Consider the following 23,167-nt stretch of genomic DNA (forward strand, 5'->3'; position numbering starts at 1 on the left):
GGCTTCGGTGAAAGAGCTGCTTGCACTGAAACGTATTTATGACCACGATTTTACCGGGCTGAAAAGTTATCTGGATTCGGTTCCAACCTTACAGCAGGACACCGAAACGATGAACCTGACAGCACATGTTTCAAACTGGTGTAACATTGAAAATGAAGACTACATTACGGCTATCAACTGGTTTGAATCACAGATTGAAAATCCGCCCAGCTTCGAGGATTCGATATTTGCCATCATCGATTTAAGCTACACATACACATTGATGGAAAGCGGAGGCAGCCGTTCATCGTCCTATGTGGGGCGGTATCCGGAATATAAATTCGCAACGCGTAAGGCTTACGAAAAGAACAGGGAATATCTGATCGACCTGTTATTTAAAATATCAGGGAACCAGTCAGATGACCAATTCCCAATTAATAATGATACCACGGTTTTCAGCTTAATCCAGAATTTCCCAAATCCCTTCAGGGATCAAACCGATATTATATTTTCTATTCCCACGGCTGCAAGAGTTTCGATAAAAGTCTACAACGTTCTCGGCGCACTTGTGGAAGTACCCTATGATGAATTTGTCGAATCAGGCGAACACCGGTTTACCTTGTCAACGAAAAACCTCTCTGAAGGGATTTATTACTATTCTCTCGAAGTAAATAATGAGAAGAAAGATGTGAAGAAGATGATTTTGCTGAGGTAAAAAAACAGGCCAGGAAAAGAAGTTGAACGAGGCGAAGCCGAGTGAAATCCCGATGAAAGTCGGGAAATGAAGGATGAAACATACAAAACGAAAAATTCTTCATATTGTATTCTTCATACTTCATTTATACTAAATGTCTCCTTCTCGCGTATTCCTTTATCCGTCATCTTCAGATTACAGCACTCGTGATAAATATCATGATAAAAGAAAAGGATATACTCGTTTTCCAGCGCTTCTTTCAGGAAGGCCTCTTTTTCCTGGACTGATAATAGTGGCATGATATCATACGCCATCACCCAGGGCAGCGGAATATAGGCTGTACAGGGCAACAAGTCGGAGACAAACACCACAGTTTTACCATTATAATGGATATAAGGTATGACCTGTCCCTCGGTGTGGCCATTTAAAATGCGCACATCAATGCCGGGCAATAAAAATCCCTCCTTGGTGATGAATTCAAGTTGTCTGCTTGCTTTAACAGGAAGAAAATTTTCTTTCAGGTACGATCCTTTTTCCCTGTTATTGGGATTGATAGCCCAATTCCATTGTCTTTCGCCGATGCGGTAGACGGCATTTTTAAACGCCGGAACCAGCCTGGTGCGGTCGGTATTATAAACAATGCTGCCCCCGCAATGGTCAAAGTGCAGGTGGGTGAGCAGCACGTCGGTAATATCATCTGAAGATAAGCCGATACCTGCAAGGGATGTTTCGATAGGTTCCATACCATTGAGGTGGAAGTTACTAAAGAATTTCTCACTTTGTTTATTCCCAATGCCGTTTTCGATGAGTATTTTCCGTTCACCTGTATCGACCAGCAGGCATCGCATAGCGAAATTGCACAGGTTATTTTCATCGGCGGGGTACACTTTCGACCACATCACCTTTGGGATGACGCCAAACATGGTGCCGCCATCAAGTTTCAGGTTGCCTGTTTGCAGGGAGTATAATTTCATGTGTCAGGAATATAATTTCGGTGTGCATTCGCCCCGTATGACGCGTAATCCATTCTCTGCCAGCGCCCGCATTTCATCTTCGCCGGGATAAATATGCACAGGTCCTAGTTTATAGATCCGCTCGATGATCAGGTTCACAAACCATTTGCTATGTGCAATGCCGCCGGTGATGAGTATACCGTCGATTTCCCCTTTCAGTACCGTGGCCATGGCGCCGATGTTTTTCGACACCTGGTATGCCATGGCTTCGAGGATAAGCCGTGCCTGATCATCACCCTGCAGGGCTTTTTGTTCTGCTTCATAGGCATCGTTGGTGCCGAGGTGGGCAACAAGACCTCCCTCGCCGGTGATCATCTTTTTTATTTGCTGGTGATTATACTTGCCGCTGAAACTGAGATTTACCAGGTCACCGCAAGGCAGAGTGCCACTGCGTTCAGGCGAAAAGGGGCCTTCACCGTCCAATCCCTGGTTCACGTCGATGACCTTTCCTTTCCGGTGTGCACCAATAGTGATTCCTCCACCAAGATGAACCACAATGAGATTGAGATCCTCATAGCGTTTCATGATGGATTTGGCGTGACTATCAGCCACAGCTTTCTGGTTCAGTGCATGGAATATCGATTTACGCTGAAAGATGGGATGCCCGGCAATTCGCGCGATATCCTCCATTTCATCCACTACTACCGGATTGGCGATATAAGCTTTAGCTTTGGGAAGGGTGCTGGCCAGGTCGCCGGCTATCAATCCCCCGAGATTGCTGGCATGCTCGCCATAGGATCCTGCCATCAAATCGCGCCGCATGGCATCGTTGACTTCATAGACGCCGGATTCAATTGGTTTGAGCAGGCCCCCGCGGCCTACCACCACATGGATGGTGTCGAGGTCTATGTTGGCCTCTTTCAACTGGCTGAGGATGATATTCTTACGATATAGATACTGGTCAGCTACCTTTTGGAACTTCGACAGGGCTTCACGGTCATGCTTAAGGTTCTTAGCAAAAACAGGCTGGTTGTCCTCAAAGACGGCAATCTTTGTAGACGTAGAGCCGGGATTAATAGCCAGGATCCTGATATGTTCCATGAAAGAAAGGAATTTGCATCAAAAGTAATAAAATTTGATGTCTTATACCATAGCAGCAGCGAGTGCAATTGACAGGAATTTGCTTCTCTCAGAGTCAGCCCGTGATGTCAGCACTATCGGCACCCTGGCACCCATGATGACTGCTGCGGCAGTGGCGCCACCGATGAAGTTAAGGGCTTTATAGAGGAAGTTGGCGCCATTGATATCGGGTGCTACGATTAGGTCGGCATCACCGGCTACTTCACTGTCAATATTTTTGTGCGCCGCCGATTTCTTTGACACAGCATTATCCACTGCGAGTGGTCCATCGACGATGCAACCCTTTATTTGTCCGCGGCGGTTCATCATCGACAGTGTAGCTGCATGCATGGTGGCTTCCATGCGTGGATTGATAGTTTCAACAGACCCTACCACTGCCACCTTGGGAACCTCAATGCCGATTTTATGGAAGGCTTCAACGGCATTGATGATCAGCGCCACCTTGTCTTCAAAGGTGGGCGCGACATTCATTGCCGCATCGGTCAGGCCGAGGAGCTTATGGTAATAGGGAGATTCAAAAAAGGCCACATGACTGAGAATCTCACCTTTACGCAGGCCGGTTTCCTTGTTGAGCACCGCCCGTAAAAGATATTGTGTGCTGACCAGCCCTTTCATCAGAATATCGGCATCGCCATTTCTGACCAGCTTGGTGGCCTCATATGATGCTTCGACAGGATCAGGGAAATGAATGATCTGAATGGAGCCACTGTTCATGTGGAGCTGTTCCAGCAAGGATTCTATCATGGGTTGGTCGCCAACCAGAATAGGATCCACGATATTCTGTGCCATGGCATTGCGGATAGCATCCAACACTTCATAATCCTCGGCAGCAGCAACAGCTATCTTGCGTTTCCGCTTGCTCTTAGCTATGGCGACGAGTTCGTCTAATTTTGTGATCATAATACTCTATTTTTACACGGATGCCATCTTTTGGAAAGATGTCATCCGTAGTGCACCTGATGGCATCTCTCAAAAGAGATGACATCCGTGAACTTTTCAATGAGTGAGCAAAGGTATAAAAAAAATTGATCGTATTGTTTGCGGAATAACAGAACCTGAGATAGGGGTGAGGTCACTTTGTATAAAAATCAATCATCTTCTGTATGGCCGCCTCGCAGACCGGACAAAATTTCTCTTCTTTAAAGGTATTCATCAGGCAGTCGTGCTTCGGGCGGTATATCCCTTTTGAAACATAACCGCCACCTTCAAATACCCCGGTGACAGTATAGTATTTCTCTTCATCTGGCGTTGGAATGGGTGTAGTTTTATCGACGAGATTTTTCCATTTCCTGTCAAAGCTGACCAGTGTGGTCAGGTTCGGCTCCCATGGTTCGATGGTGGTGGGATAAAAATCACTATAGGATACTGCTCCGACATATTCATCACCCAGTCCGGCGAAGCCGTGGCCAAGTTCATGAATGAATATCTTGGCTGAGGCAAGGTTGCCGCTGGCTGTCACATTGTAAAAATTATATATAGCTCCTCCGCCATACTTATTGCGGTTGACCAGAATGTATATCTGATCATAGGGGGCATTAGCCGCCACATCCCTCACACTTTTATGATCATAGGTCATGCAGTAACGTTCGCTGTCGAAGGTATAATAACTGGTGCCGACAACAGTATTCTTCCAGATGGAATCGGCCGGTATATCATTGCCCGACTCTGCTGAGGGAGCCATGACACCCCGGATGTTAAATTTATCTTTGTTTCTGTCATAAGGAGCAAAATCGAATATTTCCCTGGCAAATTTCTGGCAGTCGCTGATGAACTTGCCCATTTCAGCCTCCGTGTAACCATCGGGAATGATGACAATGTCGACCTTTTCAGCAGGATCGCCTGAAATATAGGCATCGAAAACAGGATAGGACAGTTTTCTTTCCTGAGAAATGAAGTAGCTGGAGGGTTTAAAAAGATACTCGAATTTCTTTTCAAACTGGCCATCCCTTTTCCTGGTATACAATTCAATGCGGGCATCATTTTTTGGATAGGGAATGATGACAGTTTCAGAAAGACTTTTTTTCGTTTCCTTTGCCTCAGGAACTGTCTGCCACTCACCGAAGAGTGTGCAATAGCCGCGTGAGTAAATCAGATCATTTGATGCCAGGTCAAAGACCTTGACATAATTATTCCCATAATTGAAGGTATCGATCAGGTTAACCTTCGACCCACCCCAGTAAGGTTCCATTTTGGTTTCATCAAAAAAATATGTATCCGACTGGCTGTCGCCGGCGTGGTAATAATCGAAACGCAGGGTTTTGTTTTCGAAGTATTTGTCGAACTGGGCACTGGAGAGTAGACAGGTGAGTGCAAGAAAAAGCATAATCATGTAACGCATAATCAGGATTTTAAATGTGGGTGTAAATTTAGTGAAAATTTTTGTATCAGAGATGACATCTAAGTCGAGATGTCATCCCTTTTTTTCTGCACTTCACATCCCGAAAACTGAAGTTCACAGCTTTTTCATTTCGCAGGAGTAGGCCATATGATACTTTTGACACATCAATTAATCATTAACCCTTAAAACATAAAATCATGAAAACACAAATCTTAACTTTCGTTTTTTCGGTGACGTTCGCTCTGACAACCTCATTTGCAACTAATAACACCGGAATTGATTCAATCGGAAATGTAAAGTCCGGCATAGAGTGTGTCATATTTCAGAATACTGATAACCTGGCTACTCTTATCATCGACAAACCCTATGGAGAAAAAATCGCAGTGAAGCTTTATTCTGAAAGCGGCGTACTGATGAGCTATAAGAATCTTAAACGTCATGATACCGTCAGGATCAGGTTTGATCTGTCAAACCTTCCCAAAGGAAATTATACCATTAAAGTGGTAAAAGCTGATGAGGAACTGTACACAAAGCAGGTCACAGCTACTGGGAATAGTCTATAAGATCATTTTCTGACAGGCAGGTATACTGTCTGTTATTTTTATGAAATGGGATTTTATTTTATACCCCCTATAACCAGAGCGTTCTTTGAAAAATTTGAAGCCTTTGCTCATACTTCGGCAGAATTGTTAACTTTGACTTGGATATGAAGCCAGCCAGCAGCAGCAAATTATATCATGGAAAAGATGAATAACCCGATGGTCAGGAAAACATGGCTACGAATAACCATAATAGTGCTGATGGGTATTCCTTTCAAGTTTCTTCTGGATGTCATCTTCAGCCTGCTTTATCGGAATTATACGCTTTTTCAGCCAGGTGCAAGCTATCTTTACACAGTTCTGTTATCTTTTTTTGCTTTTGTTACCCTATTGCTTATCAGCAGGAATCTTGACAGGAAATATCCGTGGGAAGCCGGTTTTTATCGCCGTTTTTTTTTGCAGCTTTTGGTAAATGTGGGCACTGCCCTGATCTTCGCAACGGGTATCCGGTGGCTGTATATCATCCTTTTTCTGCACTTCACTTATGCCAGGCTTTTGGATGAGCTGATCTATGCCGGTTTTGCAGCTTTCATGGCTATTAATATCCTGCTGGTTCAGATGAGTTATTTTCTTCTGGAGCGGTGGAGGTTATCCTTGGCCGAAGTGGAACGGTTTAGGAAAGAAAATGCAGAAGTCAGATTTGAAACGTTGCGGTCACAGGTAAATCCCCATTTTTTATTCAATAGTCTGAATACCCTTTCTTCGCTGATTTACCGTGATCAGGATAAGGCAGGCACTTTTGTGAGGGAATTGTCGGATGTGTATCGCTATATCCTTGATAAAAGAGATACGGAGCTTATCACATTGAATGAAGAGCTGGTATTTGTAAGGTCATATATCAATTTACTCAGGTTACGGTTTGAAGAGAATATTCAGATTACACTGGATATCCCTGACCATTTACTTCAAAGGTCCATTGCTCCTATTACCTTGCAGCTTTTGATAGAAAATGCAGTGAAGCACAATGTGGTATCCAAAAGGTCACCACTGTCAGTGAAGATCTGGACGGAGAACGATGAATATTTGGTGATTTCCAATAATTTACAAGAAAAGGAAACAGCGGCACCTTCATCCGGAATGGGATTGGATAACATCAGAAAAAGATATATCTATCTGACAAACAAAATGTTAAATATTATAAAAGAGGATGAGACCTTTACGGTTAAAGTGCCTTTAATTTAAGTTGTTATGACCATTTTGATAGTAGAAGATGAACCCCATGCCCAATATGAACTGAAGCGTCTGTTGAATAACATTTCAGCGTCATTTCAAATCCTTGCCTGTATCGATTCCATCGAAGAGACCGTCAAATGGCTGAAGGAAAATCCGCAACCGGATGTCATCATGCTTGACATACAACTTTCAGATGGACTGAGTTTTGAGATTTTTAAAAAGCATGATGTCCGGTCGCCGGTGATTTTCACCACTGCTTATGATGAGTATGCCATACGGGCTTTCAAGGTGAACAGTGTGGATTATTTGCTGAAACCGGTCAAACAGGAAGAATTGACTGCCGCGCTGAACAAGCTGGACATGATAAGGCTTCAATACTCAGGGGCAGAGACTTTACCGGCCTTCAGGCAGATCGAAGAACTGATCCGCTCACAACGGCCGGAATATAAAACACGATTCATAGCAAAAGTAGGTGATCAGATTAAACACATAGACATCAATGAAGTGGCATATTTTAAAGCAGAAGACAACGAGGTTTTTCTTGTCAGCAACGACAATCGCAGGGTTATTATTGAACATTCACTCGATCAGCTTGAGCGGGTTCTTAATCCGGGAGATTTTTTCAGGATCACCAGGGGTTATATCGCCAGTGCGGGTTCGATAGGTAAGATCAGTAAATATTTTAACAGCCGGCTCCTCATCGAGCTGAAACCTCCGGCCGACGACAAGATCATGATCAGCAGAGTGAGGGTGCAGGATTTTTTAAAATGGATGGACAGATAATTTGTACGGATTATTATGCGGAAATTAAAAATATTTAAGTATTACTATCTGTTATGGCTGTATGTCATCCTAATGAGCATGACCTCCTGTTACAGGGTTGTGGTCAAAGTCGACAATATACCCGGTAACACACCTCAAGGTGATCCACTCTATATCACCGGCAACTTCAACAACTGGGATCCGGGAGATGAGAAGTACCGGATGACATTGCAGCCCGATAGTTCATACATTGTAACATTACCCAGTGGTTTCGGTGAAATCGAATACAAGTTCACCCGTGGTGACTGGAGAGCGGTTGAGAAAGATGTTTGCGGTTATGATATTTCTAATAGAAGACTTGTTTTAGGTGAAGCGGATACGGTGACAAATATCATTCTTAGCTGGAATGACCAGCACCCCCTCAATTGTCCGAGGATCACACTGGTTGTGAAAGACCTGCCTGATAATACACCCGCCGATGCCCGTATCGCAATTGCCGGTAACTTCAACTCCTGGATACCTGATGCTGAATCCTTCCTTCAACATGACAAAGCCGGATACTATCATATCACACTGGAAAAGCAGCAGGGTATTGATGAAGTGGATTACAAAATAACCAGGGGAGACTTATCAACTTCTGAAACAGATCTTTACGGAAATGATATCCCTGTCAGAAAACTGCATTTCGGAGAAAGAGATACAGTTCAGGTCATTGTGCAGAACTGGAAAGACCTGGCGCTTATGAGCCCACATAAGGTTATGATTATTCTTACCAACATACCGGAAAATACACCTCCGGGCGGAGATATTTACCTGGTAAGTAACCTTAATGGATGGGATCCGGGGGACAGGAACTATCTCATGACGAAAAATGCTGATGGCACATATAGCAAATCTATCCCAACACAGGAAAAGACCATGGAATTCAAATTCACCAGGGGTGATTGGTCTACTGTGGAGGTGGACAGCTATGGCTTTGATATTCTAAATAGAACCTTGGATCTGAGTGAGCCAGTTAAAGAACAGCTGACTATTTCAAATTGGAAGGACCTCACAAGAGAGAGAAAGGATCAGGTCACTATTATCCTGACCGCTCTGCCGGAGCAAACACCGAAGAATGCCAGAATATATATTACCGGAAATTTAAACAGCTGGGACTCTGGCGATAGCGATTATGAACTTATGAAAACTGCCACGGGAGAGTATAGCATTAAGCTGACACGTCGATGGGGATTGCTCGAGTTCAAATTTACACGCGGCACATGGCAAAAAGTCGAGATTGACCGGTACGGCAACGATATCCCAAACAGAATTTATCAATATAAAGATATTGATACCTTGTTCCTTTCCGTCGATAACTGGAAAGACATCGGAGGGAGCGATGATGCGGGAGTAACAATGATTCTCAGAAGCATACCACCAAATACACCCAGTGGTGACGATTTTTATCTTACTGCCGATTTCAATAACTGGCAGCCGGGAAGTTCAAAGTACAAATTCAGGAAAAATGAAAATGGGCATTATTCCCTGACTATTCCAAGACTTGACGCATCAATGGAATATAAAATCACAAGGGGTAGCTGGAGAACTGTGGAGGTAGAAGAAAACGGATCGGAGAAACCAAACAGGGGATTCACTTTTGGTTTCTCCGATACAGTATATATCGATGTCCTTAAATGGCGTGATATGGGTGGTACTTATTAGATTAGAATTTCCCGAATTTCAGCGTCAGTCCGAAGTTAAATCCATTCAACACATCCGGGTCGGAATTGATAAGGTTTACATCCTCCGTATGCCGGTATGTCACGGCAAAAGCCATTCGAAAATGTTTTACCAGGTTCAGTTCCAGTTCCACACCGGGTTCAATGACAAAAAACGCATCCGAATCGATGGTATTCCATTCATAGTTATAATTATTCCAATTGTATGGATCAATGTAGGCAACACCGCCGCCGCCAATGAGAAGAGGAAACGACAGGTGAACCGGGAAACGGGGCATGAGAATAAACTCGAGGACTAAACCACCATAGCCTCCTGCCAGATTACAACCCTGGCCATCCACGACATCGTCAAAATACATATCGTTTACAAATCCATAACCGCCAAGGCCGATCATCAGTTTATGATCAATGAGCCAGCCGCCTCGGCCACCGACAAGCCAGGCATCCTGGCTGCCGATAGTTGAATAATTGAACATCAACGCACCATATCCACCATTATCGACATGGTTTCCAAACAGTGTCTGTACCTCTTCATGCCGGTCGTTTTCAACTGTATTCTCATTCTGTCCGAGAGCGATCATGCTCCATGATAGCATCAATGCGACTAATACTAACACCCTTTTCATTGTCATTTCGTTTTAATTATTTTAAAATGTATATTTTATTGTGAACGCACAATCCCAGAAATTCATTTCAAAAAAATGATGGCCGAATAGTTCAACAAAGGGTTTATAATCCAATCCGATAGCCAGCGGGATCCTATAGAACCAGAATTCCAGCCCGACATTACCATCAAATCCCAGCACAGGTGCAATGTGATGAAAGTAGTGGCCGTATGGATCGTCGTGATAATCTTCCCAACTAACAAATCCGGCATGGCCGCCTACTCCGTAATACCAGTAAAAGTGATCGGTATATTCACTGAAGGCTGGCCTGTAATGCTGGAAAAGGCCATAGAACTGTACACCGCCATCCCTGAAGCCCAGCAGGCCCTCGAAGCCTTTATTTTCATGTATAAATGCCTGATAGGTGATTCCCCATGTATCACCGAAACGCAGGCCAACGGTATTCTTTGTATCCTGTGTAAAACCATTTACGGCGATGAATAGCGCCGCAAGTGTAAAAAATGATTTCATAAAATTTGAATTTTGCACTTCATCATAAATATTTTCTCTGTAGTTCTTCATTAAGTAAGAGGCGGTAGTGCAATCTTAATTTTCATGGATCACCGAGCCTGAACCTGTAATGTTCAGAGTTACAGTTGGATTGCCTTTGTAATGTACGGAGCCGCTTCCTGTAATCCTGACATCCAGAAGGTCATGGACTGTCAAAAACATGTTACCCGAACCTGTGATGGTGGCAACGCAGATATCCTGTATAAGTCCATAAGCATGAATATTTCCTGAGCCTGTAATGTTCATATCTCCTTTATGGACATCACCGGATAACTGAAATTCTCCCGAACCGGATATCGTTGACTCCAAATGTTCAGCCGTGACCCCAAGTTTGATCGATCCGGAGCCGGATATGGAGCTTTCAACATTGTTGGCATTTACGGCAAGATCTATCTGTCCTGATCCGCTTAAGTCGACCCTGAGGTAATCGGTATTAAAGATATTATTTCCGTATATATCACCCGACCCGCTCAGCCTGATAAAATTTATATCCTTGGTTCTGACAGTAATGATAACAGGATAATGATTATTTAAACACCGTCTATGCTGTTCTTTGAGTACCAGAGTAGTACCCTCTACCCAGGTGTCGATATAGGGTAAGAGATTGGATTCTGCCTCAACAACAACTTCGTTGACACTATCCTGAATAATTATCACATTGAACCAGCTTTCGGAAGAGATACCGGTGAAACTGCCGATCGGACGCGTATCAACGACAACCATTTCATTGCCTTCAATACAATGGATATCTTCACATCCTGTGTACAGGATGGTCGTAGCCGCAAGTATGATTAACAGAACTATACTTTTCATTTTTGTAGAAATTGATTTCATGTGTATGATTTATTAAATTTATCGTAAAAGACAAAAAGGATTTCAAAGGGTTGCAATATTCATGAAAAAAATCATCATTTAGCAGAAAATTTCAGATTTACGGATATGGTCACTGGTGAATGATACTCACTGATCCGGCCCTGATGCTGATCTTGACCGTAGGCAGATTTTCTCCGTTCTTGCCCCCAAGGCCATACGTTCTGAACAGGTCATCTCCTTTGCTGACCAGTTCCTTTTGAACCGAAATAAGGCCTGGCATCAGTGAAAGGGAGGTTTTACCTGAATGCAGTATTTCCAGATTATAGGATGCTGTTGTGTCAAAGAACAACTGAATATCGGTATATTCAGAATTCAGATTGATAAATTTAAAATCATTTGCAACAGATTGCAGATTTATAGTGCCATAAGATGTTTTGATCACTGACTCCCGCTGGAGTTTTTTGACATTCAGGTACGAAAACGATAAGTCACCTTTGATCGAATTGGCGGCATCGATAAAATACTTATCACGGTGTGAAGTGATATTCAGGCTGCCGACATCAGTGATGGTCAAGCGGGAAGATTTGGAGTTCAGGACGATCTCAGAGCCATTTTTCAATTCCAATTCGCCATAATTGATAGTTAATTCGCCGCTTTCAATCGAGTTGATGGTCACATTGCCAAACTCGACGATGATTTTGGTCTTCCCAAGTGTTTTATTCAGCTTAAGGTCGCCATTTGACAGGTTTATATCAAGATCGCCATAATGGTCGGTGGAATATATATTGCCGAATTTATTATCGATTTTAATACGGCTTTTTTCGGGAAAATGCACCAGGTAATTGATCTGAACATTGCTACCGCTGCTGAAAAGGGCATTTGCCATGTCGGAGATATCGGTAAAAATACTGGTTTCCTTGAATGTTGTCCGTGCGATGACGTAATACTTGGTGTCAGTGAAATCAAAAGCGATGTTACTAAACAGCTTATCGACTTTTTGTTCTTTACCTGCTTTGACCGAAAGGTCAATCTCGAATGTTACGGAGTCTTTTTCCCAGGGGACAAGATGTATATTGCCATATTTGTTTGAAATCTGGATTTCGGTTTCCGGGCCTGCATAAAACGATCTCACCTCCTTGCTGCTCTTCTCATAAGTCTGTGAAAAGACCATAGTGGTGGCCAGCAGAAATGCCGGTATTAGAATAAATGGCCTGTTTTTATATTTCCTTGATTTCATTGGTATTTATATTTTCTGTTGTTTTTGATTTCTGCAGCTGATTAAGAATGTCCTCAAGTATTTCAAGTTTTATCCTGTAATTCTGTATCATGGCTTCGATGATCCCCTGATTGTCGATATTGTCCTTCAGGTCTCTTTTTAGCTGGGTGAAGATGCTGTCGAGCTGGGTAAACTCCACATTTATTTCCTGTTTTATTTCAGGTCTGGAATCCGCAAATCTGAAGACTTCCTCTTTTTTCGAATTGATCTGTGAAGTATAAAAGGCTTCAGCTTCTTTGAAGGTTTTAGTCATCTCATTTCCTTTAGGTGTAACCTCCACCTGTTCTTTCATGGATCCATTTGATTTCTGGTGATTACCGATAAAGTCGTGGAAGAAATAGGAGGCGATGAAGATGAGAAGAACGGCAGCGGCACGCAGTGATATACGTTTCCAGTTTATCGAACGAATCAGTGGTTTGCGATGCTGTCTGCCAACCCTTTCCCATAGTTTTGGATTGGGTGTCATGTCATCGAATTCTTCCCTGTGATTGATGATAAATTTCTCCAGTTTATCAGTTTTCATGGATCATTGTGTTTAAGACCTCTTTTACTCTTAGCCTGGCTCGCATATATTGCGATTTGGATGTGGATTCAGTGATGTTCAGTATCTGGGCTATCTCGGTATGGTCATAACCTTCCAGCAGATAAAGTGAGAAGATCATCCGGCTTCCATCCGGCAAATGTTCCATGGCTTTTTTTACTTTATCTACCGTCAGCCCTGATTCATCCACTTCAGGTTCTTCAGTTTCAGTATCAAATGGCCCCAGGTCATCAAAGAAGCTCAGTTCGGTTTTCTTTCGTTTTATTTCATTAATACATCTGTTTACCACGATTTGTCTTATCCACGCTCCAAATGTTGATTCATATCTGAATGATGTCAGTTTATCAAAAGCTTCAGTAAAGGATTCCTGTAACATATCTTCGGCTTCTTCACGATTTCGCATCATCCGGAAGCACACATTAAACATCGCTCTGGCATATAGCTGGTAAAGCCTGTACTGTGCTTTACGATTTCCCAGCTTGCTTTCTTCAATTATTTCCCGATATTGTTCCACTTGTTGGTCAACCGGTTTTTTATTTAATGGATCCACAGCTAAGGACAATGATTTTTTTGGAGGGTTGCAAAATGGTAAAAATTTTATCGAAGATAATATTTTTCAGGGATTAGCTTTTAGATGTCCCATGACTTAAGTCATGGGTGATTTGGGGGATTTAAAAATAATATTATCTTTGAATTTCTATTCAGTTATCTGTTTGCCATTAATTTCATTTGCACTAATTTCGGCAAATCAAAATAAAGTTCTATGGAGCTACCCTTTGCAGAGTCCTATAAAATAAAGATGGTGGAGGTTATCCGCCGGAGCAGTCTGAAGGAACGTGAACACTGGATTAAGGAAGCCAAATTCAATTTGTTTAACCTGCGCAGCGACCAGGTATTCATCGACCTGTTAACAGATTCGGGTGTTGGCGCCATGAGTGACAAACAATGGTCAGAACTAATGGTTGGTGACGAAAGCTATGCAGGTGCAACATCGTATTATAAGATGAAACAGGCTATCAGGGATATCTTCGGATTTGATTATTTTCTTCCAACACATCAGGGCCGTGCAGCTGAAAATGTCTTATTCTCGGTGCTGATGAAAGAAGGTGACCTGATACCCGGCAATGCACATTTTGACACCACCAAAGGGCATATCGAATTTAGAAAAGCCCAAGCTGTGGATTGCACTATTGATGAAGCTTTTAATACGACTGTTTACCATCCGTTCAAGGGAAATATTGACCTCCTGAAACTGGAACATGTTCTGAAAAATACACCCATCGAAAAGATACCCTTTATTATCATCACCCTGACCTGCAATTCTACGGGGGGCCAGCCTGTTTCGATGGAGAATATAAAACAGGTACATGACATGGCTAAGAAGTACGGTGTCATGGTACTTTTTGATGCAGCGCGCTATGCCGAGAACGCTTATTTTATCAAGTTGCGTGAAAAAGGGTTTGAGAAAAAATCCATCCGTGAAATTGTCAAAGAGATGTTCCGGTATGCCGACTTCATGACGATGAGCAGCAAGAAAGATGCTATCGTTAACATCGGAGGATTCATTGGATTAAGAGATGAAGAGCTTTACCGGCAGGCAGGTTTATATGACATCTTGTTCGAAGGATTCATTACTTATGGCGGGCTGGCAGGCAGGGATATGAATGCGTTGGCACAGGGATTATATGAAGGGACAGAATTTGATTACCTTGAAACAAGGATCAAACAGGTGGAATACCTTGGTAATAAACTGATCGGATATGGTATTCCTGTTCAGCAGCCCATTGGCGGTCATGCGGTTTTTGTAGATGCCCGGCGGTTTCTTCATAATGTGCCAATGGAGCAGTTTCCGGCACAAACGCTGGTCGTTGAACTTTACCTGGAGGCAGGTGTCAGGGGTGTAGAGATAGGCACACTGCTTGCCGATCGTGATCCTGTCACCCGCGAAAACCGTTATCCGGCCCTTGACATGATGCGGCTCACCATACCCAGGCGGGTGTTTACCAACAGCCATATGGATGTGGTGGCAGCTGCACTGAAAAACATCTATGACCGCAGGGAATCCATTACAAAAGGATTCAGGATCGTCAGAGAGGCTCCGATTATGAGACATTTTACCGTAGAACTGGACAGGATATAAATCTTCATCCAATACTCAAAATTCAACCCGTTGCATCTCACGGAAATAATATTAATCACCTTTGGTTTGTCAACTGAGCTGTTTACTTTAGCTGTGAACAATGCCATGGAGCAAGAGCATTACAGCCGCCGGCTGATGTTCCGGATGGTTTTAGTGATAACACTTTTCCAGGTTATTTTCCTTGGAATTGGCTGGTTAATAGGCCAGGCAGTTTACTATACTCTTGAGAATGTCAGGCTATTGCTGGCATTTATTATTTTCACCATCATCGGCCTTAAAATGTTCTTGGAGTCGTTCAGGCTGGATCCCAGGATGCGGACATTTGACATGGAAAAGACAAGCGTCCTGATGACTGTGGCCTCAGCCGCCGGATTTAGCAGCCTGGTGGTAGGAACAGGGATGAATTTATCTAGTCATGTACTATTTGTATCCCTTATTTCCATTGCAAGCATGTCATTTATTCTTCTGCTGCTTGGTTCGTTTATTGGAAAACGTTTTGGATGCCGTTATCGTGGCAGGTTTGCCAAGACTGCCGGTGGAATCCTGCTGATACTTGCCGGTATAAAATGTGTTCTTGAATTCCGGGGAATTGATTTATAAAAGCAATCTTTGTATTCGAATTAAAATCCCTTCAAAGATGAAACGTATCCGGTTAACCAAAGCCTTCAATTTTGAGATGGCACATGCCCTGCCTGGTCATGACGGCCCCTGCAGGCATATCCACGGACATTCGTATGAGCTGTTTGTGACCATCGTCGGAACACCCATTCAGGATAAAAGTTCCCCCAAGTATGGCATGCTGATGGACTTCAAGGACATCAAACAGATGGTCAAGGATTGCATTATCGATGAATTTGATCATAGCCTGGTTCTGAACAGGGAGTTTGTCCCTAACGATTTTGGAAAGGGAAACACCCTCTATGGCAACCTGATATTGGTTGATTATCAGCCAACAACAGAGAATCTACTGATAGACTTTGCCGGCAGGATCATGAAAAAATTGCCTACCCAGATAAAGCTTTACAGCCTTAAACTTCGTGAGACATTGACTTCATTTGCGGAGTGGTTTGCAGAGGAGAATCAGTAAAAAACTAAAAGGCTCCAACCTTGTTGATGAGTTGGAGCCTTTTTACCAAACTTATTTCAGAAATTTTCGGATCCAAATGTTACCTGCATCATCAGCAATTTTAAGCAAATAAATGCCTTTTAATAATTTAGCGGGATTGACCGGAATGCGTTGTATACCCTTGTTACTGGTCATGGAATACTTGTCAATGGTTTGTCCCATCTGATTCACAATGATTACTTCGATAGTCGCAGGTTTACTGAATGTCATCTCCAAATAAGACTCATTTGTTACGGGATTGGGGTAAATCTCCCCGACAGACGATACCGGTGACACAGGATCATTTACTCCATTAATTACATTTACATATTGCCCGGATATTACTATTTCAACGAAAACAGAGGGAGTGTTTTCGGTAAGAGTGACAAGCAACGGGATAGTGATCTTCCCGGGTACTTCAGCATAAATCTGATAAACACCAAATCCCAAACCGGAGAAATCAAAAGTTCCATCCACTTCAGAATAGTAATAGGAAATGGCTGTCCCTGTTTCACTGATCAAAATGATTTCAATATCGCTGGCAGGTGATCCCAGAGCAGCAAAATCCAGTTCTTGAGAGATGATTCCATTAATAGATCCCGGACCCGGTGAAAAATTAGTGACCGGTATCATGTTGATGTTATATGGATTTTGAGGTTCGCCCAGGGAAATCATGGTAGCATCTCCCCAGAATATAACATCTCCATAATAGGTTGGCAAATATGAACCGTAATTGATTGATCCCGGCAAGAGCTCTGTCAGGATATAATAATTACCAGTGATGACGTTTTCAAAATGATACATGCCCGCCGAATCAACAGGTTGTTCATCCACAATATACAATCCGCCGGCAGGGTCATCCATACGGAATAAGGTAGCCATAGCCTGGTCAGCATAAGCATTATCTACAATGACTGAACCATATAATAGATAAGCGACGGGCGTTCCGACATAAATCTCCTGAGTTGATGAGTACATACATCCGGCTTCATCGGTGGTGATCAGCACAACGGTGTAAGTTCCTTCGGATGCATAAGTATGAGTAATAAAAGGACATGAGCCTGTTGTTCCATCACCAAACTGCCATTCCCAGGTCAGTGAAAACATGGTGTAGGGATATCCTTCAAAACTGACATCCAGATTATCAACATAATAGAGAAAATAACTTTCGCAATTGCTGATAATGGTATCAATAAAAACAGACTGGCAGTATGTATCCTGGCATGAATCGACAGGATTGTTAATTGTCAGGCATACATCATAAGCGCCAACAGATGAAAATGTGTGGACAGGATTTTGAATGTCAGAGGTTGTCCCATCACCGAAATCCCATAGCCATGATTCAGGATCTCCACTTGAGATGTCGATAAACTGGTAAGTAAAATCAGAATAGACAGAATCAAAGGGGTAATAATAAAATCCTGCCATGCAGGGGAGCATATTGTTAAGGAAAATCATTTCACAATAGTAGGCAGTGCATGCAATGCCGGTGAGAGAATCAATTATTTCGGTCTGAAGGCAAACATAATAGGCTTCATTGCCTGCCGGATCCGGACCAAATGTATGTGTGACGGTCTCTCCCTCGCCGGTAGTACCATCGCCAAAGTCCCATATGTAGCTATTGGCATTCACAACATTACCATTGTAATAAGCCACACCTGTAAAAGTTACGGAATATTCATTTTCAACTATATAAGTGAAATAACTCGTACATCCGGAAGGGGGTGGCGGAGTGCCGATATATACCTCTTCGCACCATGTATCCTGGCACATTCTGGTACCGTCTGAAATTGTAAGGCAAACCTGATATATCCCTGATATTGCGTATGTATGCTGGGGATTCTGCAATGATGAGAATGTCCCATCACCGAAATCCCAGTTCCATGTTGCCGGATTTCCCCATGATTGGTCAACGAATTGATAAGTCAGGTCATTAAGGGAAGAGTCGGCGGGATAATAATAAAACATGGCTTCACAGCCTGTCTGATTCCCTACCCACACCTCCTGGCAGGATGTGAATTCACATGTATCACCTGCCGGAGTGAATATAAAGGTTTGCAAGCATACCAGGTAGAAGGTCATACCGGTCTGTTCAAATGTATGAGTCACATATTGACCATCCGCTGTCGTACCATCACCAAAGTTCCAGTGATAGGATGCCGGATCAGTGGTGTAGACATGGCCTGTAAAAGAAAATGTCAGATTATCATTAGTGATATAGGTAAAATAATTCATACAATTGATAGAGTCGTCTCTTAAAGGCTCCTGTGAGCGCAGGACCATATTCCGGCCGAGACTCGTTCCGGCCAAGGATACCAGAATGAGCATACATAACATTAATTTTTTCATAACCATAAATTTTTAAGTTTTCAAATTTAGTAATTATTAATGAGCATTTTCCCGTAATGTGTCTGATGATGACATGATATAGACCGGAAAAACTCCCCAAAGTTGCCTGGGATTATTCTTTGATGAATTTTTTTATTATAATAATCACATGATTACCAGATTCTATCTTTAAAAGATAGAGGCCTTTTTCAAGATTATCGACGGGTATAGATAAGGTCTCAGTTCCGGGATTAATGGTGATCATTTTTTTTGCCATTAATTGTCCAAGAATATTAACAATGGTTATATGTGTGAGGCTGTTTTTTTCAGAGTTAATGTTGATGTTCACCATATCCTGCACCGGATCAGGATACAGTTCTCCTGATATAAATGGTGGCTGGTTAAAGTATTCCCCTATGCCAAAAGTGTCATGTTCATATATCCTTAATTCTGTATTATTGGAAATAGGATTGTTAGGTGTCAGGTAGACGGAAGTTATCTTCGCATAAAGACCTGCTACGTCAGCTGATAGCCTGTAAGTACCAAATGCCAGATTTGTAAAGCGAAAATGGCCATTTTCATCTGTAAAAGCTGATTGCAGCGGTCGTCCATCCTGATTAAATAAGATGACTTCGACATCCGAAAGTGAATATTCCAGCTTGTCGGGCCCGGAATTCTCAAATTTTACAGAACCCACGATTTCTCCAAGTCCGGGTACAATTTCATTTGGTAAAAAATATACATTGGCGTTAAATATTGATTCGTCTGATAGATCGATTTGCGACGCGGATGTCCATGTCGGACTATTTTCAAAATAAACCGGCAGGTAATTGAAATAATGAACAGACTCGGGCAGCATGACGACTTTGACCAGATATTTCCCTTCCGGCAGTCTCGAGAACCAGTAATATCCCAGTTCACAGAAAACCAGTGAATCGACCGGTATAACCTGATTATTATTTATCCTGTAAAGAAGAGCAATGGCAGTGTCGCCGGTAGGAAAGGGATTATTAATGGGAAGGTCTCCAATGAATGCAAAGCCGCCAAGGTCAAAATAGTGAGGTGTGCTGATAAGCATACAGTTATCATCTGTACACGAGTATCCTGCAGGATTATTTGAAGTGATGGTCAGGCAGACAGTAAAATCACCTGATGTACTGAACTGATGTACAGGATTTTGATCAGTCGACACAGTGCCATCGCCGAAATCCCAGAGCCAGCTATTTGGAAAACCTGTCGACAAATCATAGAAATGATAAGAGTTGGGTTGTATCGTATTTGTGTCGAGGAAGGCCATAAAATTTGCCATGCAAGCTGATGAATCCGCAGGATTTGATGGATCGTTTCCATTATTGAGACTAATAAGAGACGGATTCCGGGCAGGTACCAGATAAGGTATCAGGATAATCAGAATTATTTTTAACAGAAGGGTTTTCATATCGGGAATTTAAATGAGTGATTCTTAAAATTTAATATACAATCCTGCCCTGCAGCCCAGACTAAAAGGATTTTTCAGACTCGTGCCGGGGATATCGTAAACAGGCTGGATAAAGTAAGTATAAGTCGGTTCAAGGCTGAATCGAAGTTTGTTGGTCATTTGAAAACTGATACCAAGGCAGGCAGCGAATTGCCAGCTTGTTTTGATTCTGTCGGGTGTCTGATTGGCAATGCTGATCAACGAAGCCTGCGGATCTGACAGAGTCGCTGGTGTTTCATGCTCATTTACCAGGATAGTAAAAACTGGACCGGCCATCAGGGATAAGCTCAGACGACGATATGTAAAGAAATCAAAACCAAGAGATACAGGAATACGAATATATGAATACCGTGATGGGGTCGAAGCCTGATCGGAATGATAAACAGAGTCGTATATGGTCTGGATAGTTGTGCTGAAAACCACTGAATCGGGGTATCCCGGTGTTACAGTGAAGTAGTTTACACTGTAAAAGTATCCAATACTGTCATATCTCTCATAATTGATGATATACTGTCCATTATCGGTTGAAATCCCCATTCCGATTCCTCCTTTGAGGAAAAATTCACTGAAATGATAAGTAGCGCTCAGATCAAGATAATACCCTGCTTTGGAATTCGTTGATTCCTGACGGTAGTTTGTGATTTCAGGTGAAACATGAATCCCCAGTTCAAGAGAAGACCGGGTGCCATAGTCGTCCTTCCATCTTATTGGTGTGTTGAGATAATTATGTGTTTCCGATATGAACGGTGAATAATTGAATGATAGGATGTATGTCGCGAGAGGCATTTTTGTAAGGTTTTTTGGCAGATCGGGGAGGGTTTCATAGGATGCAGTAATATTTATGTCAGAAGCGTTTTCGGAGGTAATGTCGCTGTAATTTTTTTCCGGATAAGCTTTAATGACAAATTGATTCGTTTTATTCTGGTCTGTACCGATAGGTTTGATCTGGGGTTCAGGCAACTTTTTAATGACCTGGGAGTCTGGATCCGTTTTTTCTGTGTGTATCTCAGTAGTGCTTTGGTTTTTTGAAGGTTCAGTGACTGGCTGTGATTTAATATCCGGTATGCCGGGAATTGAATGTACTTTTAATCCGTGTGTGACAGATGGACTAATAGCAGTTATAAGGGTATCACTGATTATCTGGGTTGGGTTTTGCAGTGGCGCAGTCAGGTTGACATTTTCTTTTGGGCTGATAATGTGGAAGATAGTAGCGAGCAGAGAAATTCCTAGACTGCTTACCACCAATCCAGCCAAAAGGTTTGGAAAATGCAGCAAATTTAGTTTTCCGGGCAGATTTTTCAGGTATTTACCCTTAATACCTTTCCAGACTGCAGGGGATGGTTCGATTTTTATCCCATCCAGGCTTTTTTTAAAAAGTTCGGTAATTCTGTCGTTATCAGTATTCATCTTGCTGATGATTTATAAAGTTTATTCATTCGTGAGCAAATCTTATTTTTAAGAAGTTTTTTTGCTTTGAATAACTGTGATTTGGATGTACTTTCCGAGATATTAAGCATATCGGCTATTTCCTTATGTCCATATCCTTCAATAGCAAATAGGTTAAAGACCACCCTGTAGCCATCAGGCAATTCCTGTATCAGAATCATGAACTCCTCCTGTGTCAGTGTGTAAGTTGTTTCGTTTGATGAATCTGTTTCAACAGGAATGAGCTGTTGTTCGTCGATGTTATCAATATCCGTGTGCAGGGCGAATTTCAGGTTTTGATGGTAGTGATTGATAGCCGTGTTTATCATGATCCGTTTTATCCAGCCCTCAAAGGATCCTTCATGCCTGTAGTTTTTAAGATATGAAAACACCTTGATGAATCCATCCTGTAAAATATCCTCTGCTTCAGCACTGGTCCTTGAATACCGCATGCAAATACCCATCATCACCGATGCATATTTCTTGTATAGCACATGATGCGACTGCCGGTTGCCGGCCATGCAACCCTCAATTAATTTTTGATCGGAAATCATCAGACCACATTAATATATACAGACTGCAAATTTCAGAAAAGGTTGCCTGCAGAATTCCGGATAAGGGGAATATTTTTTGAAAATAGAGATGAGATCCAATAAGATAAAAAAAAGGCCGTCATTTGACAGCCTTTTCCGGAGTAAATATTATTAATCGGGATTACTTAATGATATTGACCAGTTCGACTCTGTAAACCAATGAAGATCCTGCAGGGATAACGACATTTCCGTTCTGGTCATTAAAGTTCTTGTCACCAAATCCAAGGTCTGATGGGATGTAGAACTCATATATACCACCTGGGTTCATCAGTTGTATTCCTTCTGACAGGCCTTTCATTACCCTGGTCAAACGGAAGCTGGTAGGCATTCGGCCATAGGTTTCATCAATCAGTTTACCATCGGTGAACATGGCCCTGTAATGAATAACCACGCTATCAGATACGATAGGTTTATTTTTTCCTGCACCTTGGGTTACAATCTTATATTGCAAACCCGAAGGCAATACGATAACTCCTTGTTGTGACTTGTTTTGTTCGAGGAACTGCTGACCATTCTGTTTATTTTGAGCTACCTGGTTATTGAAGGTTTCCAGTTTTTTCTGTTCGATTTCACTGTTGATCTGGGCGATAATATTTAGTTTAATGGAGTCAGGAATTAAAGATTTTCCTTTGGCAGCATCATCCAAACCTTTATACATAACCACGGGATTATACTCGACCTGCTGGCCTTGTAATCCTTTGCCGTAATCTAAACCAATGATATAGCTGACAGAGTCTAATCTGTCTTTTAAGGCTATCTTGTCAGGATTCGGCACCTGACTGCAACTTACAATCAAAAGAGCGGTTGATAAAAGGCTCAAACTCAATAAAATTCTTATTTTCATAGTGCTTTGTTTTAAGTGGTTAATATTCTTTTCAGCAAAAGTATTATAAATAATTATAATAATTAAAGTAAAACTTCTGATTTTTTAAGTT

23 protein-coding genes are annotated in these 23,167 nt (G+C 42.3%); 8 read left to right on the forward strand and 15 right to left on the reverse strand.

Annotation, left to right across the window (positions count from 1 at the left end; genetic code table 11):
* Positions 1-694, forward strand: a 694-nt coding sequence (locus NT175_12035; protein ID MCX6235423.1) for a T9SS type A sorting domain-containing protein, incomplete at its 5' end; no start/stop codon positions are given.
* Between the two features lie 113 nt (positions 695-807).
* On the opposite strand, the gene NT175_12040 is transcribed toward NT175_12035, so the two are convergent.
* The 4 genes from NT175_12040 to NT175_12055 all read right to left on the reverse strand — a co-directional run bounded on the left by NT175_12040 (position 808) and on the right by NT175_12055 (position 5,104).
* Entirely contained in the window at positions 808-1,647 is an 840-nt protein-coding gene (locus NT175_12040) for an MBL fold metallo-hydrolase (protein MCX6235424.1), read from the reverse strand.
* A 3-nt stretch (positions 1,648-1,650) separates the two neighbouring features.
* The gene (buk, locus tag NT175_12045; protein ID MCX6235425.1) at positions 1,651-2,727 is read right to left on the reverse strand and encodes a butyrate kinase; all 1,077 of its coding nucleotides are present in this window, start codon (positions 2,725-2,727) and stop codon (positions 1,651-1,653) included.
* Between the two features lie 42 nt (positions 2,728-2,769).
* Positions 2,770-3,666 carry a bifunctional enoyl-CoA hydratase/phosphate acetyltransferase gene (locus NT175_12050; GenBank protein MCX6235426.1) on the reverse strand — a complete coding sequence of 299 codons (897 nt, stop codon included), beginning with the start codon at positions 3,664-3,666 and terminating at the stop codon, positions 2,770-2,772.
* Positions 3,667-3,838: 172 nt separating this feature from the next.
* Positions 3,839-5,104, reverse strand: coding sequence for a M64 family metallo-endopeptidase (locus NT175_12055; GenBank protein ID MCX6235427.1), 1,266 nt, complete (start codon positions 5,102-5,104; stop codon positions 3,839-3,841).
* A gap of 197 nt (positions 5,105-5,301) precedes the next feature.
* Between NT175_12055 and NT175_12060 the strand changes: the two genes are divergently transcribed.
* The 4 genes from NT175_12060 (at position 5,302) to NT175_12075 (ending at position 9,342) form a co-directional block, all read left to right on the forward strand.
* Positions 5,302-5,667, forward strand: coding sequence for a T9SS type A sorting domain-containing protein (locus tag NT175_12060; GenBank protein ID MCX6235428.1), 366 nt, complete (start codon positions 5,302-5,304; stop codon positions 5,665-5,667).
* A 174-nt stretch (positions 5,668-5,841) separates the two neighbouring features.
* Positions 5,842-6,885 (forward strand): histidine kinase, encoded by a 1,044-nt coding sequence (locus NT175_12065; protein MCX6235429.1) that lies wholly within the window; start codon positions 5,842-5,844, stop codon positions 6,883-6,885.
* A 6-nt stretch (positions 6,886-6,891) separates the two neighbouring features.
* Entirely contained in the window at positions 6,892-7,659 is a 768-nt protein-coding gene (locus NT175_12070) for a LytTR family DNA-binding domain-containing protein (protein ID MCX6235430.1), read from the forward strand.
* Positions 7,660-7,674: 15 nt separating this feature from the next.
* On the forward strand, positions 7,675-9,342 hold the full coding sequence (locus NT175_12075) for a hypothetical protein (GenBank protein ID MCX6235431.1): 1,668 nt from the start codon (positions 7,675-7,677) through the stop codon (positions 9,340-9,342).
* Between the two features lies 1 nt (position 9,343).
* Here NT175_12075 and NT175_12080 read toward each other — a convergent pair whose 3' ends face one another.
* From NT175_12080 to NT175_12105, 6 genes are all read right to left on the reverse strand, one after another.
* On the reverse strand, positions 9,344-9,985 hold the full coding sequence (locus NT175_12080) for a hypothetical protein (GenBank protein ID MCX6235432.1): 642 nt from the start codon (positions 9,983-9,985) through the stop codon (positions 9,344-9,346).
* Between the two features lie 21 nt (positions 9,986-10,006).
* Positions 10,007-10,495 carry a hypothetical protein gene (locus tag NT175_12085; GenBank protein MCX6235433.1) on the reverse strand — a complete coding sequence of 163 codons (489 nt, stop codon included), beginning with the start codon at positions 10,493-10,495 and terminating at the stop codon, positions 10,007-10,009.
* Positions 10,496-10,570: 75 nt separating this feature from the next.
* Positions 10,571-11,347 carry a DUF2807 domain-containing protein gene (locus NT175_12090; GenBank protein ID MCX6235434.1) on the reverse strand — a complete coding sequence of 259 codons (777 nt, stop codon included), beginning with the start codon at positions 11,345-11,347 and terminating at the stop codon, positions 10,571-10,573.
* Positions 11,348-11,477: 130 nt separating this feature from the next.
* Positions 11,478-12,584 (reverse strand): hypothetical protein, encoded by a 1,107-nt coding sequence (locus NT175_12095; protein ID MCX6235435.1) that lies wholly within the window; start codon positions 12,582-12,584, stop codon positions 11,478-11,480.
* Complete coding sequence (locus NT175_12100; GenBank protein MCX6235436.1) at positions 12,565-13,146, reverse strand: hypothetical protein; 582 nt, start codon at positions 13,144-13,146, stop codon at positions 12,565-12,567. Before NT175_12100 ends, NT175_12095 begins: the two co-directional genes overlap by 20 nt.
* Positions 13,136-13,714 (reverse strand): RNA polymerase sigma factor, encoded by a 579-nt coding sequence (locus NT175_12105; protein MCX6235437.1) that lies wholly within the window; start codon positions 13,712-13,714, stop codon positions 13,136-13,138. Before NT175_12105 ends, NT175_12100 begins: the two co-directional genes overlap by 11 nt.
* A 213-nt stretch (positions 13,715-13,927) precedes the next feature.
* On the opposite strand from NT175_12105, the gene NT175_12110 reads away from it, so the two are divergent.
* From NT175_12110 to NT175_12120, 3 genes are all read left to right on the forward strand, one after another.
* Positions 13,928-15,304, forward strand: a complete 1,377-nt coding sequence (locus NT175_12110; GenBank protein ID MCX6235438.1) for a tryptophanase — start codon at positions 13,928-13,930, stop codon at positions 15,302-15,304.
* 66 nt (positions 15,305-15,370) lie between these two features.
* Positions 15,371-15,904, forward strand: a complete 534-nt coding sequence (locus NT175_12115) for a manganese efflux pump (protein MCX6235439.1) — start codon at positions 15,371-15,373, stop codon at positions 15,902-15,904.
* Positions 15,905-15,941: 37 nt separating this feature from the next.
* Positions 15,942-16,391, forward strand: a complete 450-nt coding sequence (locus NT175_12120) for a 6-carboxytetrahydropterin synthase (protein ID MCX6235440.1) — start codon at positions 15,942-15,944, stop codon at positions 16,389-16,391.
* Between the two features lie 51 nt (positions 16,392-16,442).
* Here the strand turns inward: NT175_12120 and NT175_12125 are convergent, their stop codons facing one another.
* The 5 genes from NT175_12125 to NT175_12145 form a co-directional block, all read right to left on the reverse strand.
* Positions 16,443-18,758, reverse strand: a complete 2,316-nt coding sequence (locus NT175_12125) for a PKD domain-containing protein (GenBank protein MCX6235441.1) — start codon at positions 18,756-18,758, stop codon at positions 16,443-16,445.
* Positions 18,759-18,870: 112 nt separating this feature from the next.
* A complete protein-coding gene (locus NT175_12130) occupies positions 18,871-20,175 on the reverse strand; it encodes a PKD domain-containing protein (GenBank protein MCX6235442.1) in 1,305 nt (434 codons plus the stop codon).
* Between the two features lie 24 nt (positions 20,176-20,199).
* Complete coding sequence (locus tag NT175_12135) at positions 20,200-21,621, reverse strand: outer membrane beta-barrel protein (protein MCX6235443.1); 1,422 nt, start codon at positions 21,619-21,621, stop codon at positions 20,200-20,202.
* Positions 21,618-22,160, reverse strand: coding sequence for an RNA polymerase sigma factor (locus tag NT175_12140; GenBank protein MCX6235444.1), 543 nt, complete (start codon positions 22,158-22,160; stop codon positions 21,618-21,620). The genes NT175_12135 and NT175_12140 overlap by 4 nt, the downstream gene beginning before the upstream one ends.
* A 193-nt stretch (positions 22,161-22,353) precedes the next feature.
* Positions 22,354-23,076, reverse strand: a complete 723-nt coding sequence (locus NT175_12145) for an FKBP-type peptidyl-prolyl cis-trans isomerase (protein MCX6235445.1) — start codon at positions 23,074-23,076, stop codon at positions 22,354-22,356.
* Positions 23,077-23,167: the final 91 nt, after the last annotated feature.

It is taken from the genome of Bacteroidota bacterium, from assembly GCA_026391695.1.
Lineage (GTDB): Bacteria > Bacteroidota > Bacteroidia > Bacteroidales > JAGONC01 > JAPLDP01.